The 16,673-nt window shown below is 63.9% G+C and carries 16 protein-coding genes; 7 read left to right on the forward strand and 9 right to left on the reverse strand.

What is annotated here, in order from left to right; translation table 11 throughout:
- The first annotated feature begins 1 nt into the window (after position 1).
- The 3 genes from ACMDCR_RS07220 (at position 2) to ACMDCR_RS07230 (ending at position 1,970) form a co-directional block, all read left to right on the forward strand.
- Complete coding sequence (locus tag ACMDCR_RS07220; protein WP_413991875.1) at positions 2-745, forward strand: SDR family NAD(P)-dependent oxidoreductase; 744 nt, start codon at positions 2-4, stop codon at positions 743-745.
- A 65-nt stretch (positions 746-810) separates the two neighbouring features.
- Complete coding sequence (locus ACMDCR_RS07225) at positions 811-1,668, forward strand: RNA polymerase subunit sigma-70 (protein ID WP_413991876.1); 858 nt, start codon at positions 811-813, stop codon at positions 1,666-1,668.
- A gap of 164 nt (positions 1,669-1,832) precedes the next feature.
- The gene (locus ACMDCR_RS07230; protein WP_413991877.1) at positions 1,833-1,970 is read left to right on the forward strand and encodes a hypothetical protein; all 138 of its coding nucleotides are present in this window, start codon (positions 1,833-1,835) and stop codon (positions 1,968-1,970) included.
- Positions 1,971-2,073: 103 nt separating this feature from the next.
- On the opposite strand, the gene ACMDCR_RS07235 is transcribed toward ACMDCR_RS07230, so the two are convergent.
- From ACMDCR_RS07235 to ACMDCR_RS07255, 5 genes are all read right to left on the reverse strand, one after another.
- Entirely contained in the window at positions 2,074-2,490 is a 417-nt protein-coding gene (locus ACMDCR_RS07235) for a cytidine deaminase (protein ID WP_413991878.1), read from the reverse strand.
- Positions 2,490-3,467, reverse strand: a complete 978-nt coding sequence (locus tag ACMDCR_RS07240; RefSeq protein WP_413991879.1) for an ABC transporter permease — start codon at positions 3,465-3,467, stop codon at positions 2,490-2,492. The genes ACMDCR_RS07235 and ACMDCR_RS07240 overlap by 1 nt, the downstream gene beginning before the upstream one ends.
- Positions 3,468-3,471: 4 nt before the next feature.
- Positions 3,472-4,653, reverse strand: coding sequence for an ABC transporter permease (locus ACMDCR_RS07245; RefSeq protein WP_413991880.1), 1,182 nt, complete (start codon positions 4,651-4,653; stop codon positions 3,472-3,474).
- On the reverse strand, positions 4,650-6,167 hold the full coding sequence (locus ACMDCR_RS07250) for an ABC transporter ATP-binding protein (RefSeq protein ID WP_413991881.1): 1,518 nt from the start codon (positions 6,165-6,167) through the stop codon (positions 4,650-4,652). The genes ACMDCR_RS07245 and ACMDCR_RS07250 overlap by 4 nt, the downstream gene beginning before the upstream one ends.
- Before the next feature lie 100 nt (positions 6,168-6,267).
- A complete protein-coding gene (locus ACMDCR_RS07255) occupies positions 6,268-7,281 on the reverse strand; it encodes a BMP family lipoprotein (protein ID WP_413991882.1) in 1,014 nt (337 codons plus the stop codon).
- 175 nt (positions 7,282-7,456) lie between these two features.
- On the opposite strand from ACMDCR_RS07255, the gene ACMDCR_RS07260 reads away from it, so the two are divergent.
- The 4 genes from ACMDCR_RS07260 (at position 7,457) to ACMDCR_RS07275 (ending at position 12,317) form a co-directional block, all read left to right on the forward strand.
- Positions 7,457-7,849 carry a methylglyoxal synthase gene (locus ACMDCR_RS07260; RefSeq protein WP_413991883.1) on the forward strand — a complete coding sequence of 131 codons (393 nt, stop codon included), beginning with the start codon at positions 7,457-7,459 and terminating at the stop codon, positions 7,847-7,849.
- A 368-nt stretch (positions 7,850-8,217) separates the two neighbouring features.
- On the forward strand, positions 8,218-10,119 hold the full coding sequence (dnaK, locus tag ACMDCR_RS07265) for a molecular chaperone DnaK (protein ID WP_413991884.1): 1,902 nt from the start codon (positions 8,218-8,220) through the stop codon (positions 10,117-10,119).
- 84 nt (positions 10,120-10,203) lie between these two features.
- Positions 10,204-11,352, forward strand: a complete 1,149-nt coding sequence (gene dnaJ, locus ACMDCR_RS07270; protein ID WP_413991885.1) for a molecular chaperone DnaJ — start codon at positions 10,204-10,206, stop codon at positions 11,350-11,352.
- A 95-nt stretch (positions 11,353-11,447) separates the two neighbouring features.
- Positions 11,448-12,317: an SDR family oxidoreductase gene (locus ACMDCR_RS07275; protein WP_413991886.1), complete on the forward strand. Its 870-nt coding sequence runs from the start codon at positions 11,448-11,450 to the stop codon at positions 12,315-12,317.
- 53 nt (positions 12,318-12,370) lie between these two features.
- On the opposite strand, the gene ACMDCR_RS07280 is transcribed toward ACMDCR_RS07275, so the two are convergent.
- From ACMDCR_RS07280 to ACMDCR_RS07295, 4 genes are all read right to left on the reverse strand, one after another.
- Positions 12,371-13,036, reverse strand: a complete 666-nt coding sequence (locus tag ACMDCR_RS07280; protein WP_413991887.1) for an SH3 domain-containing protein — start codon at positions 13,034-13,036, stop codon at positions 12,371-12,373.
- A 165-nt stretch (positions 13,037-13,201) separates the two neighbouring features.
- Positions 13,202-13,927: a pyrimidine 5'-nucleotidase gene (locus tag ACMDCR_RS07285; protein ID WP_413991888.1), complete on the reverse strand. Its 726-nt coding sequence runs from the start codon at positions 13,925-13,927 to the stop codon at positions 13,202-13,204.
- Positions 13,928-14,071: 144 nt separating this feature from the next.
- Complete coding sequence (gene argB, locus ACMDCR_RS07290; RefSeq protein ID WP_413991889.1) at positions 14,072-14,962, reverse strand: acetylglutamate kinase; 891 nt, start codon at positions 14,960-14,962, stop codon at positions 14,072-14,074.
- Positions 14,963-15,090: 128 nt separating this feature from the next.
- Positions 15,091-16,581 carry an MDR family MFS transporter gene (locus tag ACMDCR_RS07295; RefSeq protein ID WP_413991890.1) on the reverse strand — a complete coding sequence of 497 codons (1,491 nt, stop codon included), beginning with the start codon at positions 16,579-16,581 and terminating at the stop codon, positions 15,091-15,093.
- Between the last annotated feature and the right edge of the window lie 92 nt (positions 16,582-16,673).

A 16,673-nucleotide genomic window follows, 5' to 3' on the forward strand; every position in this document is an offset into this window, starting at 1 on the left:
AATGGTCGATTTGTCCCATACCCCGATTACCGTCATCGGTGCCAGCCGCGGTCTTGGTCGCGTCCTGGTCGAAACTTTTCATCGTCTCGGCGCACCGGTGCTCGCTGTGGCGCGCGGGCAGTCTGGTCTCGACGTCCTCGCCCGCGATATGCCCGGCGTGGCGGTTCTCGCCTGTGATGCGTCGGCGGCCGGTGCGCCAGAGCGAGTCTTCGCGGTTCAGACCCCGCGCGTGCTGATTCTGTGCGGAGGCGCCATGCCGCCTTGCAAGCCCTTCCCCGAGGTCGACTGGGAGGCATTCAGCGACAACTGGAACAATGATGTGCGTATGAGCTTCCATTTCCTGCAAGCGGCGCTGGCGCGGCCCTTGCCGCCTGGCACGACCGTGGTCACGATCACCAGCGGTGCGGTGCGTCAGGGCTCGCCGATTTCCGGCGGCTATGCCGGCGCCAAACAGATGCAGATCTTCATGACCGGCTATGCCCAGAGAGAGGCGGAGCGCGCCGGCCTTGACCTGCGGTTCCTGTCCCTGGCCCCGGCGCGCCTGATGCCGCAGACGGATATCGGTGCGGCGGGAGTGAGAGGCTATGCTGCCTACAATGGCACCAGCGAAGCTGCCTTTCTGGAGGCAATGGGACCTGGCTTGAAGCCGGAGCAAGTTGCGGATGCGCTGCTCGATCTCATCGGGGAGGCACATCCGGGCCGCAATTTTATCGTTTCTCCCGAGGGTATGGCGGCGCTAGGCTGATGCAAATGGAGAATTCGATCACCCTCCCCGATGCTTCGAGCGCCTTTTCCGCTCTGGCGAGCACCATGCGCGGCGAACTGAAGCGACACTGCTATCGCATGATGGGCGGCGTGCAGGATGCCGAGGATTGTGTGCAGGAGACCCTGCTGCGCGGCTGGCGTGAATTCGCCAGCCTGCGCGAGGAGGCGGCAGGGCGCTCTTGGCTCTACAGCATCGCCACGCGCGTCTGCCTCGACGCACAGCGCACGAGCCGCCGCCGGCAGACCTTGTTTGGCCCCAGCCTCGAGGAGATGGAGCCGGGACTGGAACCATGGATCGAGCCGTGGCCGGGCGGGATTGCGCCATCCGACCCTGAACGCAGGCAAGACATCCGGCTGGCCTTTGTCTCGTTGTTGCACGGGCTTTCGCCACGAGCCCGCGCCATGCTGCTTCTCCATGACGGCGTGGGCATGACGTCGGCGGAAGCTGCAGCCGCACTTGGCATCAGCGTGGCGGCAGCGCGCAGCGCCTTGCAGCGAGCGCGGACGGCCCTGCCGCCGCAGGATGTCACTGCGAGCGATGAGGCTCCGATAGAAGCCTATGTCGAGGCTTGGAATGCGGGGGACGTCGATGCCCTGGTCAGTCTGCTCCACAGGGATATTGTCATGACCATGCCGCCGTGGCACCGCACATTCACCGGCCGGGACGAGGTCGCGCGTTTCATGACGGGCGTATGGCCGCGCTACAGTGGTTTCCGCGCCATGGCCGTTATCGCAAACGGGCAACCCGCGGCGGCCGTCTATACCCGCCGCGACGACGGGCCTCATTTGCCACATTCGCTGCATGTGCTGGCGGGCAGCGGGCAGGTCGGTGAAATCGTCCTTTATGCCCCTCCGCTGGGTCCGAGCCTGTTTGCCTTTTTTGACCTGCCGCCGACAATCTGAGGCATATGGGCGCCGTGGATTTCGCTCCCACCTGGCAAAGGCCTGCACGCTCACACCTTCTCAACCATGATTTGAGACCACATCGTCAATTCGGCGCCCGTTAACGCCTCGGCATCACCCGCCCTTCCATCATGACGCTGGACTTCGTTGAGTTGAGCAGTTTCATGATCGAGCGCATGCATTGGACACTGAGGGGCGGAATTGCGGCCGAGGACAAGGCGCAGTTCTGGGTAGGGCTTGCTCTGGCCGTGGCGACCGCCATCCTGCTGTTTGCAAGCTTCCTCGATCTGGTGATGATCTGATCTTCCCGGGCGCGCGGACATCTTGTCCGCCTCTACCCATCTTGCATCCGCGGCGTTCCCGGGTGCTGACGGGACGTCCGCGCACACGGGAAAGCACTCCCATCTACCCCAGATTCTCCGGCCCGAAGCTCTCCGGCAGCAACTCGTCCAGGGTGAAGCTGCGCCTTATGCCCTCAGGCCCGGCAATATGGATCGGCGTGCCGGGCGCCGCGAATTCGCGAATGCGCTGGCGGCAGCCACCACAGGGCGTCGTGAGGCCGGGCGCGTCGGGATGGGCATCCGTCCAGCCCAGCACAAGGATCTCGGCGATCTCAGTCTCCCCGCTCGCCACCATCAATGAGATCGCCCCGCCTTCGGCGCAGGCGCCGACAGGATAGGCCGCGTTCTCGACATTGCAGCCGGGATAGATCCTGCCGGAACGGCCGCGGATGGCCGCGCCCACCTTGAAGCGCGAATAGGGCGCATGCGCCTTTTCGCGCACGGCCTTTGCGGCCTCGAAGAGGTCGGCGAGCTTATCCATCACCGCTCCTTCACATAGGGCACGCCTGCAGCCCTGGGCGGATGAGCGGTGCCCACGAAGCCGGCGAGCATCAGCACGGTGAGGATGTAGGGCATGGCATCGATCAGTTCCGAAGGAATGTTGCCGATGCCCGGAATCACCATGTTGGAGCCCATCTGGTTGGCGATGGCGTTGAGCAGGCCGAAGAGGAGGCAGGCCCCCATCGACTGCCAGGGCCGCCACTTGGCGAAGATCAAAGCGGCCAGACCCATATAGCCGCGCCCGCCGGTCATGTTGGGCACGAAGGCGGCGGAATAGGAAGTCGAGAGGAAGGCCCCGGCAACGCCCGTCAGCACGCCGCAGATGATAACGGCCCGGTAGCGCAGCCAGGCCACCGAGATGCCTGCAGTGTCGACCGCCTGCGGATTTTCACCGACGGCGCGCAGGCGCAGCCCGAATCGCGTCCGGTAAATAGCCCATACCGTCAGCGGCACGCACAGGAAGGCGAAATAGGTCAGCGGGGACTGCTCGGAAAGGGCGCCGCTATAGATGGGGCCGATGACCGGGACGTTCGCAAGCGCCGCAGCGCCGGGCAGGTCGATCGGCAGGAAGCGTGCGCTGCCGGAGAGATCGGGCGTGCGCCCGCCCTGGCCATACCAGGTATTGCCCAGAAAGGCGGTGAGGCCGACGGCCAGCTGGTTGATGGCCACGCCGGAGACGATCTGGTTGCCGCGATAGTTGATCGAGGCGATACCATGCAGAACCGAGAAGGCGATCGCGGTGATGATGGCCGCGACCAGGCCGAGCAGCGCGGAATTATAGGTAGAGGCCACGACGGCGGCGGCGAAGGCGCCGGAGAGCATCTTGCCCTCCAGACCGATATCGACGATGCCCGAACGTTCGGAATAGAGGCCGGCGAGGCAGCAGAGCAGGAGGGGAGTCGCAAGGCGGATGGTCGCGGCGGGTGCGGTGATGCCCAGCGTCATCAGGAAGTCCATGGCGTCAGGCTCCTTTCGGCTTGCGACGCAGGAAAGGCCCGAGCACGGCGACGAGCTGCGGGCGCACCATCAACTCCAGGGCGCCGACGAACAGGATGATCATGCCCTGGATCACCTCGATGAGATGACGGTCGAACACGGGATAATCGAACACCAGCTCCTGCCCGCCCTGGATCAGCGCGCCGAACAGGATCGAGGCGAGCACGATGCCCACGGGATGCGACCGGCCCATCAGCGAAACGGCGATGCCGATGAAGCCGGCGCCGGCTGTGTAGTCGATGAACATGCGATGCTGGTCGCCCATCAGCACATTGGTGCCCATCAGCCCTGCAAGAGCGCCCGAGACCAGCATGGTGACGATGATGATGCGGGCCGGCGAGATGCCGGCATAGACGGCCGCGGTCTTGTTGTGGCCGACGGTGCGCATGGCATAGCCGAAGCGGGAACGCCAGATCAGCAGCCAGACCAGGAAGGCGGCAAGCAGGGAGAGAGGAAAGGCAAGATTGACCAGCGTGAGGTCCAGGTTGATTCCGAGATAGGCCAGTATGTCGCTGAGCGTCGGGAGGGCCGTATTATCTGGAAAAAGCTCCGACTTGGGGTCGCCGGTGCCCGGTTTCATCAGCACATGCACAATCAGATACTGCACAAGGTCGGTGGCAATGTAGTTGAACATGATGGTGGTGATGACGATATGGCTGCCGCGCTTGGCCTGGAGATAGCCGGGCAGGAACGACCACAGCGCGCCGAAGATCATCGCGGTGACAATGCCGATGGGAATGGCGAGAAACCAGGGCAGCGCGGTCGCATGCAGGCAGGCAAAAGCGATGCCGAGGCCCGCGACCTGTCCCTGTCCATCGACGCCGATATTGAACAGGCCGGCGTGGAACGCGACGGCCACCGCAAGGCCGGCGAAGATGTAGGTCGTGGCATAGTAGAGCGTGGTGCCGATGCCGTTGGCGTCGCCGAAGGCGCCCTGGATCATGGTGGTGCCGACGGTCAGCGGATCGGCGCCGACGAAGGCCCACACCACGATGCCGGAGACCAGGAAGGCAATCAGCAGGTTGATCAGCGGCAGCACGATGGTGTCGGCCCACCATGGCAGCGGTGTCAGCGAACTGGCATTGGCCGAGAAGGCCTGAATGAGAAGGCGGTGGAACTTTTGGGAGGGAGTGTCGAGCGCGCTCATGCCGCGTGCTCCGAAACGCCCGCCATCAACAGGCCGAGTTCGTTCTCGGTCGCGTTTCTGGCCAGGCGCTCGCCGGTGATCTGGCCCCCGCACATCACGAGAATGCGGTCCGACAGGCCCATGATCTCCTCCAACTCCACCGAGACCACCAGAATGGCCTTGCCGGCATCGCGCATGGCGATCAGCCGACGATGGATGAATTCGATGGCGCCGATATCGACGCCGCGGGTCGGCTGGCCGATGATGAGCAGCGAGGGATCGCGTTCCATCTCGCGTGCCAGCACGATCTTCTGGGCATTGCCGCCCGAGAAATTGGCAGTCTTGAGCTTGGGATCGCGCGGGCGCACATCGAAGCGCTCCATCTTGCCCGCGAGGTCGGAGATGATGCGGCGATAGTTGAGCAGCAGGCTGCCGCCGAGCTTGGGATCCTTCTGATAGCCGAGGATCGAGCTCTCATAGGCCGCAAAGGGCTTCACCAGCCCCATGCGCATGCGGTCCTCCGGCACATGGGCGAGCCCGAGATTGCGCAGATGTGCCGGATCAGCTTCCGCGATGTTGCTGCCGCGCAGGATGATCTGCCCCGATGCCACCGGGCGGATGCCGGCTATGGCTTCCAGCAGTTCCGACTGGCCGTTGCCGGCCACGCCCGCCACGCCGACGATCTCGCCGGCCCGCACGGTGAAGGAGACGTTGTCGACGCGGGCGACACCTTTCTCGTCCTTCACGATGAGGTTCTTGACCTCGAGGATGACGTCGCCGGGCTTCGCCTCGGCCTTGTCGACACGCAGGAGCACCCTGCGGCCGACCATCAATTCGGCAAGCTCGGTCGTGCTGGTCTTGGCGGTCTCGACAGTTGCCACCATTTCGCCGCGCCGCATCACGGAGACGCGGTCGGTGATGGCCATGATCTCGCGCAGCTTGTGCGTGATGAGAAGGATCGTCTTGCCCTGCTCACGCAGGACTTTGAGGATTTCGAAGAGCTGGTCGGCTTCGGAGGGCGTAAGCACGCCAGTCGGCTCGTCGAGGATGAGAATGTCGGCGCCGCGATAGAGGGCCTTCAGGATCTCCACCCGCTGCTGGTTGCCGACCGGCAACTCGCCGACGATGGCATCCGGGTTGACTTCGAGACGGTAATTCTGCTCCAGCGTGGCAAGCTCGGAGCGGGCATGAGCCATGCCGCTCGCCAACATGGCGCCGCCCTCGGCGCCGAGCATGACATTTTCAAGGACCGTGAAGGGATCGACCAGCATGAAATGCTGGTGCACCATGCCGATGCCGGCCGAAATCGCATCCTGCGAGGAGCGAATCGCCATCTCCTTGCCATCAACCAGGATTTCGCCGCTGTCGGCCTCGTAGAACCCGTAGATGATCGACATCAGGGTGGACTTGCCGGCACCGTTCTCCCCGATAATGCCGTGGATCGTGCCTTTCTCAACCGTAAGGTCGATCGCCTTGTTGGCATGGACCGGGCCGAAACGCTTGTCGATTTGCTTCAGTTCGAGGGCAGTAGCCAAAGCGGCCTCGCAAGATGACCGGAAAGGTCAGGACTGTTGATGCAAGGTTCGATAGAAAAAGGCCGACGGCAATATTGCCGTCGGCCTCTTGCCGTCAGACTTAGTTCACCGGGCAGGCATTGTCGGCCTGATAGTCATGCACGACAGTCTTGCCGTCGATGATGTCCTTGGTCACGGCATCGATGGCGCCCTTGTTGTCGGCGCTCACCAGAGACTTGTTGTTGTCGTCCATGGCGAGGCCGACGCCGTCCTGCTTCAGACCCAGCACGTTGGTGCCGGTCTTGAAGGTACCTGCTGCGCCCGACTTGAAGCCTTCATAGATGGCTTCGTCGACATGCTTGAGCACCGAGGTCAGCACCTTGCCGGGATGCAGGCCGTTCTGGTTGGAGTCGACACCGATGGAAAGCTTGCCCTCGTCGGCCGCAGCCTGCAGCACGCCGAGGCCCGTCTGGCCGGCCGCTGCGTAAACGATGTCGGCGCCCTGGGCGATCTGCGCCTTGGCCAGTTCGCCGCCACGGCCCGGGTCGTTCCAGGCGGCCGCGGTGGTGCCGGTCATGTTCTGGATGACCTTGATGTTGGGATTGGCGGCCTTGGCTCCCTGCACATAGCCGCAGCCGAAGGAGCGGATTAGCGGGATGTCCATGCCACCGACGAAGCCGATGGTGCCGCTCTTCGAGGTCTTGGCGGCGAGATACCCGGCGAGATAGGAACCTTCGTCGGCGCGATAGATATAGGAAGCGACGTTGGGCAGGTCGACCACATCGTCGACGATGCCGAACTGCGTCTTCGGATAGGCCTTGGCGACGGCGGCCAGCGCGTCCTCATAGGCAAAGCCCAGGACGATGATGGGGTTGTTGCCGTCCTTGGCGAAGCGGCGCAGGGCCTGCTCGCGCTGGGAGGCATTGGTGATCTCGAATTCGCGGTAGGTCTTTCCGCTTTCCTTCTTCCAGCGCTCGGCGCCGTTATAGGCGCCTTCATTGAAGGATTTGTCGAACTTGCCTCCCAGGTCGTAGATGATGGCAGGGCCGGGCTTGTCGGCAGCCGAAGCTGTCGTCGCAACACCGGCTGTGCCGAGGCTCAGCAGGACGGCCAGGCCAAGAAGGGTCGATTTCATCACGCTCTCCCGCGCTTATTCTCGTTGGTGGATGGAGGGCAATCCCGGTTTACCCGCGACAGCCTTCGCGTGAACATGGCATGGCAGTTACACTATTGAGAAGGGGTGTCGTGCGTTCCCCTGTACTTTTCACACAAATCCGGCGGGAAACGCGGGTTCAGAATGAGGATTTCGGATGGCCAAGCTGATCAAACGCACGCTCGCTCTCATTGCCCATGACCAGAAAAAGGATGAGATGGTGGCCTTTGCCGAAACGCATCGCACCATCCTGGCGAAGTTCGATCTCGTTGCCACCGGCACGACTGGCGGGCGCGTGCTGGCCGCTTGCCCCGAATTGTCGCTGACGGCGCTGAAGAGCGGACCGATGGGCGGTGACCAGCAGATCGGCGCGCTGATCGCGGAAGGGCAGGTGCACGGCCTGTTCTTCTTCGTCGATCCCCTGACGGCCATGCCGCATGATGTCGACGTCAAGGCACTGACGCGCCTCGTCCTGGTCTACGACATACCGATGGCCTGCAACCCTTCGACCGCCGACATGATCATCCGCCAGATGGCCCATCTGAGCTGACCAGATGCTGCTCGTCCGTGAGGGTCGCAACGACCGTGAAATGTCCGGGATGGATCTTCCCCCGGGCCGGGCGGGCGGCCGAGCCGCACGCTCGTGCGCGGAGCCTGGCGCGGGCGCGACCCGTGAGGAGATCGGGTGTGAACGCCCGAGCGCGAAAACCGGCGATGAAGGCGAAAACCTTTCTGTGGAGCGTCATTCCAAGCCTTGCGGCCCGGGAACGCCCCCCTTATATACCCGCCGAACCCGTGATTAATCCACGTCAGTTACGGGGTTTCCGATAGGGACCGGCCGGGTTCCTGAGGGCTTTCCCGGCCTAGGCGCTGCTGCTTCGGGGCGCGTCGGTCTGCTGCAAAGGAAGGATGAGACATATGGCTAAAGTTATTGGTATCGACCTTGGAACCACCAATTCGTGCGTCGCCGTGATGGAGGGCACGACCGCCAAGGTCATTGAGAATTCCGAGGGCATGCGTACCACGCCCTCCATCGTTGCCTTCACCGATGATGGCGAACGCCTCGTGGGCCAGCCGGCCAAGCGTCAGGCCGTGACCAATCCCGAGCGCACGTTCTTTGCCATCAAGCGCCTGATCGGGCGTACTTTCGATGACCCGATGACGCAGAAGGACAAGGGCCTGGTGCCCTACAAGATCACCCGCGCCAGCAATGGCGATGCCTGGGTCGAGGCGGACGGCAAGTCCTACTCTCCCTCGCAGATCTCGGCCTTCACCCTTCAGAAGATGAAGGAGACCGCGGAGGCTCATCTGGGCCAGACCGTGACGCAGGCCGTCATCACCGTTCCCGCTTACTTCAACGACGCCCAGCGCCAGGCCACCAAGGACGCCGGCAAGATCGCCGGTCTCGAAGTGCTGCGCATCATCAACGAGCCGACGGCAGCTGCTCTGGCCTATGGCCTCGACAAGAAGAAGGCTGGCACCATCGCGGTTTACGACCTCGGCGGCGGCACCTTCGACGTCTCGATCCTGGAGATCGGTGACGGCGTGTTCGAGGTGAAGTCCACCAACGGCGACACCTTCCTAGGCGGTGAAGACTTCGATATGCGTCTGGTCGAATATCTGGCGGACGAATTCAAGCGTGAGCAGGGCATCGACCTCAAGAAGGACAAGCTCGCTCTCCAGCGTCTGAAGGAAGCGGCCGAGAAGGCCAAGATCGAGCTGTCGTCCACGGCGCAGACCGAGATCAACCTGCCTTACATTACCGCCGACGCTTCGGGTCCGAAGCATCTGGCGCTCAAGCTCTCGCGCTCCAAGTTCGAAAGCCTGGTCGAAGATCTCGTCCAGCGCACCGTCGAGCCCTGCCGCAAGGCCTTGAAGGATGCCGGCCTGGCCGCGGGCCAGATCGACGAAGTGGTGCTGGTCGGCGGCATGACCCGCATGCCCAAGATCCAGGAAGTCGTGAAGCAGTTCTTCGGCAAGGAGCCCCATAAGGGCGTCAACCCGGACGAAGTGGTCGCCATTGGCGCCGCGGTCCAGGCCGGCGTGCTGCAGGGCGACGTCAAGGACGTGCTGCTGCTCGACGTGACCCCGCTGTCGCTGGGCATTGAGACCTTGGGTGGCATTTTCACCCGCCTCATCGAGCGCAATACCACGATCCCGACGAAGAAGAGCCAGACCTTCTCGACGGCCGAGGACAGCCAGACGGCCGTCACCATCCGCGTGTTCCAGGGTGAGCGCGAAATGGCCGCCGATAACAAGGCGCTGGGCCAGTTCGATCTCGTCGGCATTCCCCCGGCACCCCGCGGCGTACCGCAGATCGAGGTGACTTTCGACATCGATGCCAACGGCATCGTCAATGTTTCGGCCAAGGACAAGGCAACCGGCAAGGAGCAGCAGATCCGCATCCAGGCTTCCGGCGGTCTTTCCGACGCCGACATCGAGAAGATGGTCAAGGACGCCCAGGCCAACGCCGAGGAAGACAAGAAGCGGCGCGAGCTCGTCGAGGTCCGCAACCACGCGGATGCGGCGGTTCACCAGGCCGAGAAGTCGATCAAGGAGCTTGGCGACAAGATCTCCGCGGCCGACAAGTCGACCGTCGAGTCTGCCATCGCGGCGCTCAAGTCCGCGCTGGAAGGCGATGATGCCGAGGCCATCAAGGCTCGCACCAACGACCTTCAGCAGGCTTCGATGAAGCTCGGTGAAGCCCTCTACCAGCAGCAGCAGGCTGCTGGCGCCGAGGCCGGCGAGGCCGGTGCGAAGAACGACGATGTTGTTGATGCCGACTTCGAGGAAGTCGACGACGACAAGAAGCGCGCGTAATATACATCGATAGCGTGAGGGCCCTCGCCAGAAATGGCGAGGGCTTTCGCACACTCAGTAGTTGGGATGCTCCGAGCGGTTCTTATGGCCAAACGTGACTATTACGAAGTGCTCGAGGTTACTCGCGAAGTAACCGAAATCGAACTCAAGGCTGCTTTCCGCAAGCAGGCCATGAAGCATCATCCGGATCGCAATGCCGGCAACAAGGACGCCGAGGCCAAGTTCAAGGAAGTGAACGAGGCCTATGAGGCGCTGAAGGACCCGCAGAAGCGTGCGGCCTATGACCGCTTCGGCCACGCTGCCTTCGAGCAGGGCGGCATGGGCGGGGGAGGCGGCTTCGGCGGCGGGGCGGGCGGCGGCTTCGGCTCCTTCTCCGACATTTTCAACGATATTTTCGAGGATCTGGCCGGGCGCGGCCGGGGCCGCGCCAGTACAGGCGGGCGCGAGCGCGGCGCGGACCTGCGCTACAACATGGAGATCGGGCTGGAGGATGCCTTCAACGGCAAGACCGCCACGATCAAGATCCCGACCTCGGTGACCTGCGAAGCCTGTCACGGCTCCGGCGCCAAGGCGGGCTCCAAGCCCAAGACCTGCTCCACCTGCGCCGGCCATGGCCGCGTGCGCGCCACGCAGGGATTCTTCTCTATCGAGCGGACCTGCCCCGCCTGCCAGGGCCGCGGCGAGGTGATCGACAATCCCTGCCCCTCCTGCGGCGGCGCCGGCCGGACCACGCGCGAGCGCACGCTCTCGGTCAATATCCCCGCCGGCGTCGAGGACGGCACACGCATCCGTCTTGCCAATGAGGGCGAGGCCGGCTCGCGCGGAGGCCCGGCTGGCGATCTCTACATCTTCCTTTCCATCGCGCCGCATGAGTTCTTCCAGCGCGATGGCGCGGATCTCCACTGCCGCGTGCCGATTTCCATGGTGACGGCCGCACTCGGCGGCGAGTTCCAGGTGCCCACCGTCGATGGCAGCAAGGCCAAGGTGGTGGTGCCGGAAGCCACCCAGACCGGCAAGCAGATCCGCCTGCGCGGCAAGGGCATGCCGGTGCTGCGCTCGCGTGAACATGGCGACATGTATGTGCAGCTCTTCGTCGAGACGCCGAAGAATCTCACGCGTCGCCAGCGCGAGCTGCTCGCCGAATTCGACGAGCAATCGTCGAAGGAGACGCAGCCGGAGAGCTCGGGCTTCTTCGCCAAGGTGCGAGATTTCTTCGACGGGCTGGGGCAGTAACTCCTGGGAGCGCGGACGTCTCGTCCGCTCTTCCTTCCCGACAGATGCTACCGGTTCCAAGAGCGGACGGGACGTCCGCGCTCCCAGGGCGCCTCATGAACCTCCTCATCTTCGGCCTCGGCTACACTGCCTCGCATTTCGTGGCTCGCTACGGCCAGCGCTTCGCCCATGTCGCCGGCACTTACCGCTCGCCGACGCCCGGCGAGAAGCTGCCCGAGCTACCCGATGTCGAGCGCCTCGAATTCGACGGCCTGAAGGCTTCACCCGCGATCAAGGCCGCGATCGCGAACGCCACCCACATCCTCACCTCCATTGCACCGGACGACGAGGGTGATCCGGTGCTGCGCCATTTCGGCGCGGCGATCGCGCAGGCGCCGCATCTGGCCTGGATCGGCTATCTCTCCACCGTCGGCGTCTATGGCGACGCGGATGGGGCGTGGATCGACGAGACCGCGCCGCTCCGGCCAACCCTCGAGCGCAATGGCGTGCGGGTGAGGGTGGAGCAAGCATGGCTCGACCTTGCGCGCAAGTGCGGCGTGGATGCCCAGATCTTTCGCCTTGCCGGGATCTACGGTCCGGGGCGCAATGCCATCGTCAATCTCCGGCGCGGCACGGCACGGCGCGTCGTCAAACCGGACCAGGTGTTCAACCGCATTCATGTCGAGGATATTGCCGGCACCGTGATGGCCGGCATCGGCAATCCCAAGGCGGGGCCGTTCTTCAACGTCACGGACAATGAGCCCGCGCCGCCGCAGGATGTCGTGACCTTCGCGGCCGGGCGCCTTGGCATCGAGCCGCCACCGGAAGTTGCCTATGAGGCAGCGCAGATGTCGCCGATGGCACGCTCCTTCTATGGCGAGAACAAGCGCGTCTCCAACCGTTGCATCCGAGAGGATCTCGGCTACCGGCTGGCCTTCCCCACCTATCGCGAAGGCATCGAGGCCTGCGCGCGCGAGGATACGTAAGGCGTTTCGCCGCGGGCGGTGATCCCGCGGCGAGGAGGAACTTGCACTGACGCCTACTGTGGCCGCTTGACCCTGGGTATCGGGCGCTTGGCGCCCGGATGGCCGGGGCGATGATGCGGACGGTTACCAGGGTGGATGACGGGCTTGGTGCCGTGTGGCGGCCGGAAATGGGGCGGTCTTCCGCCAGGCGGGTGTATGCCGGGAGGACGCACATGGGGAGGACGCACATGGGGAGGACGCACATGGGGAGGACGCCCGCCAGGGGGATATACACCAGGAGGACGTGTGCCCGGCGGACGATAGCCCGGGCGGTTGTAATGCGGCGGCCGCGGGCGGCCATGACCCCACCACGTGTTGTACCAGGGGCGGCGCGCGTAATAATTGTCCCAATAGGCATAGCTGAAGACCACCGCTGGCAAAGCGAGGGTCGCCAGTCCGACGCGCGAGCCGCGAGCGGCCGACAGGTAACTGTTCGATACCCAGCCGCGATCGTCGCCAGCGGCGACGTCGCACCATGAGCCATCGCTGAGGCATCCATAGATGGCAACGAGTTCGCCCGCCGAGAGCGTGGTGACAACTGGATAGTCCGTGGCCGGGCCGGCGCGCATATTGACGTTCGACGTCGCATAGGCCTGCGCGGCGCTGGCTGCGGTGGCCGAGAGGACCGCCGTGCTGCTCGCGATGGAAATGGCGAGCAATGTCCATAGGATAACGCGCATTCGCGTCGATAAGGCTAAAATATCAGGCCGACGAAACGGCATTGCTTGACTCCATAATGTGGAAGTCGCCGCCGGCCGGAGCCGAACGGCTTACGCCGGCAGCATGCAATACCAGGGAGTCATCGCCAAGATGGCGGGATAAATATGCCTGCGATCCCAGGGCTCCTACCCCAGAGCCTGCGCGAGATCGGTCACGAAGCCCGCTATATCATCGGTGATGTAGTCGACATGCTCGGCCTTGGCGCCGTCCAGCTCCCAGGCGTCGCGCACGATCCGGGCATCGCGCCGGGGCACCACCAGCACGGTTCGCATGCCCCGGTCATGCGGCACGATCAGGTTGCGCGACAGATCCTCGAACATCGCCGCCCGGGCGGGATCGACATCGTGGCGCGCAAAGAAATTGACGTAGGTATCTGCCGCCGGCTTGGGAAGGTAGTCGGCCGAGACGATGTCGAAGACGTCGGCGAAGTGCTGCTCCACGCCGAGCTTCTTCACGATGTTCATGGCATGGCGGGTGGTGCCGGAGGTGAAGATCAGCTTGCGGCCCGGCAGCAGGCTCAAGGCCGTGCCGAGCAGGGGATTGGGCTCCAGCGGCGAATGGTCGATATCATGCGCGAAATCGAGGAAGTTGGCAGGATCGAGGCCCTCGTCGATCATCAGCCCACGCAGCGAAGTGCCATAGCGCTGATAGTAATATTTCTGCAGGCCGCGCGCACTGAGCCCGTCAACACCGTAGAAATTCGCCATCCAGGTGGTGATGCGATTGTCCACCTGCTCCCAGAGATTGGCATGATGGGGATAAAGCGTGTTGTCGAGATCGAACACCCACGTTTCGACGTGGGCGAAATCGGCCGCCAATTTCTCTTTGCTTGAATAAACCGTCTGATCCATCGCCTGTCTCTACCGGCAAGATATGACAGTATCCTGAGGCAATGTTAAGGACGGATTGCGAGGCGTCATCCCTGACACGGCACAGCACGAAGTGGTGCGCCGCAGTCGACCAAACAAAAGGGCTGGGCATTCGGGACGATACCGCTATCGCCTGATCAGCGTGCCCGCCCCGTGATTGGTGAGGAGTTCCAGCAGCACGGCATGCGGAACCTTGCCGTCCATGATGACGACAGCCTCTACACCGCGTTCCAGTGCGTAGATGCAGGTCTCGACCTTCGGGATCATGCCGCCGGTGATGGTGCCGTCGGCGATCAGGCGGCGGATACCTTCGACATCGATCTCCTCAATCAGTTTCTTGTCCTTGTCGAGGATGCCCGGCACGTCGGTGAGCAGGAGCAGGCGCGTTGCCCCCAGCGCCCCGGCGATGGCGCCGGCGAAGGTGTCGGCATTGACGTTGAAGGTGCCCCCATCGGCCGAGGCCGCCACGGGTGCCAGGACCGGGATGATGTCGGACTTGATGATCTGGTCCAGAACCGTGGTGTCGACCTTGTCGGGTTCGCCGACGAAGCCGAGATCGACCACCTTCTCGATATCGGAATCGGGATCGTAGATGGTGCGCGTCGCCTTCTTGGCGATCAGCATGCGGCCATCCTTGCCGGAGAGACCGACGGCCCGGCCACCCTCTGCGTTGATAAAGCCGACAAGCTGCTTGTTGATGGAGCCTGCCAGCACCATCTCGACGACCTCGACGCTGGCCGCGTCGGTGATGCGGTGGCCGGCGGCGAATTCGGACTTGATGCCGAGGCGCTGCAGCATCTCGGAGATCTGCGGGCCACCGCCGTGCACCACCACGGGGTTGAGGCCGGCCTGCTCGAGCAGCACGATGTCGCGGGCGAAGTCGCGGGCGACCTGCTCGTTGCCCATGGCGTGCCCGCCATATTTGACGACGATGGTGGCATCGTCATGCTGCTGCATGTAGGGCAGGGCCTCGGAGAGGATTTCTGCCTTGTCGTGGACGCTGAGATTGGGGCTCATGGCTTGGCGATTCCGGGGAAGGTTGGAAGGGCTTTTACAGCATGCTGCGGGCATGAAAAGGGGGGAATGTCATCCCGGATCTGCGATACATCACTTCGTGCCGCGCCGCGCACGGGATGACCTGCCGCTCACTCCGCCACTACGGGAGCGGTGCCCACCTTGGTGCGCAGCGGCCGCTCTTCCATCACGATCAGGCTGTAGAGCGTGAGGAGGATGCCGATCGCCGCGGCACCGAACACGAAGCGGAACACGGTGCCGATGTCACTGCCGCCGGCGGCAAGGGTGGAGGCCAGATTGTCCATGGTGACAGTAGCCGCCTTGTCGGCCGGCAGGCTGCCCATCACGATGGCGCCGAAGCCAGCGACGATAATGGCGCCGCCAAGCGAGCGGAAGAAATTCATGGTGCCGGTCGCGGTGCCCATCTGGTGCTGCATCACGGCGTTCTGGATTGCCACGGTGGTGACCGGCAGCACCGTGCCAATGCCGAAGGCCGCCACCGCCAAGATCACCTCGATGACGGCCAGCGGCAGGCCGACGGGCCGGGCCGCCACAATGGCGAGGGCGATGACGGAGACGGCGAGCCCGATCATCGGCGTGCGCTTGTAATGTGTCATATGCGCCATCAGGCGACCTGAGAAGGTGGCGCCCGTAACAGTGCCGACCATCAGCGGGATGAGCGCGAGGCCGGACTGGCTGGCGGTGAGCGTGTAGACGCCCTCCAGATAGATCGGCGTGTAGATGGTGAGGCCGATGAAGACACCCATGCCGAAGCAGGCCGCCAGCGTGCCCATCGCCACCACCTGGTTCTGCAGAACCTCGGGCGGAATGAGCGGTTCGGGCGCCGTCAGCAGGCGTGCGACGAAGGCGATCCAGAACAGCGCGGAGCAGCCGATGAGCCCCAGGATGGTCAGCGAGGTCCAGGCATAGCGCGGCCCGCCGAGGCTGAGGGCAAGCAGCAGCGCGACGGTTGCCATCGTCATCAGGGCGGCGCCGAGGAAGTCGAGCTTATGCGGCCTTTCGTGGCGTGGCAGCTTCTTGAGCTGCGAGTTCGTCATCCAGAAGGCGAGCAGGCCGAGCGGCAGGTTGATCCAGAAGATCGCGGACCAATGCAGCTTCTCGGCGAAGAAACCGCCCAGCACCGGGCCTGCGATGCTGGAGGTCACGAAAACGCCGGCGATCAGCCCCTGGTAGCGCGGGCGCTCCTTGGGCGGGACGATATCGGCGATGATGGTCTGGGCCAGCGAGATCAGGCCGCCGCCGCCGAGGCCCTGCAGAGCTCGGGCCAGGATCAGCACCAGCATGCTTGGTGCCAGGGCGCAGAAGACCGAGCCGACGACGAAGACGGTGATAGCCACCAGCAGCGTCACCCGCCGGCCGGCGATGTCCGACATCTTGCCGTAGAGTGGCGTGACCGCGGTCGAGGTGAGGAGGTAGGTGGTGACCACCCAGGGCAGGTTCTCGAAATCGCCGAGGCTGCGGCCGATCGTCGGCATGGCGGTGGCGACGATGGTCTGGTCCAGCGCCGCGAGCAGCATGGCAACCATGATGCCGATGATGATCGAGCGCACCTCGCTGGGGCTCAGCGCAGCGGCCGACGTCGCCGGTTCTGGGTGGGTCATTGGGAGAAGTCCAAGAAAAATGCCTGAAAAGGGCTTGTGAAATGAAAGTCCGATTATCGTGAAAACATGATCATAGTTTGATCATCCGCTCT

Origin of the sequence: Labrys okinawensis, from assembly GCF_047345005.1 — a bacterium.
Classification (GTDB): Bacteria; Pseudomonadota; Alphaproteobacteria; order Rhizobiales; family Labraceae; genus Labrys; species Labrys okinawensis.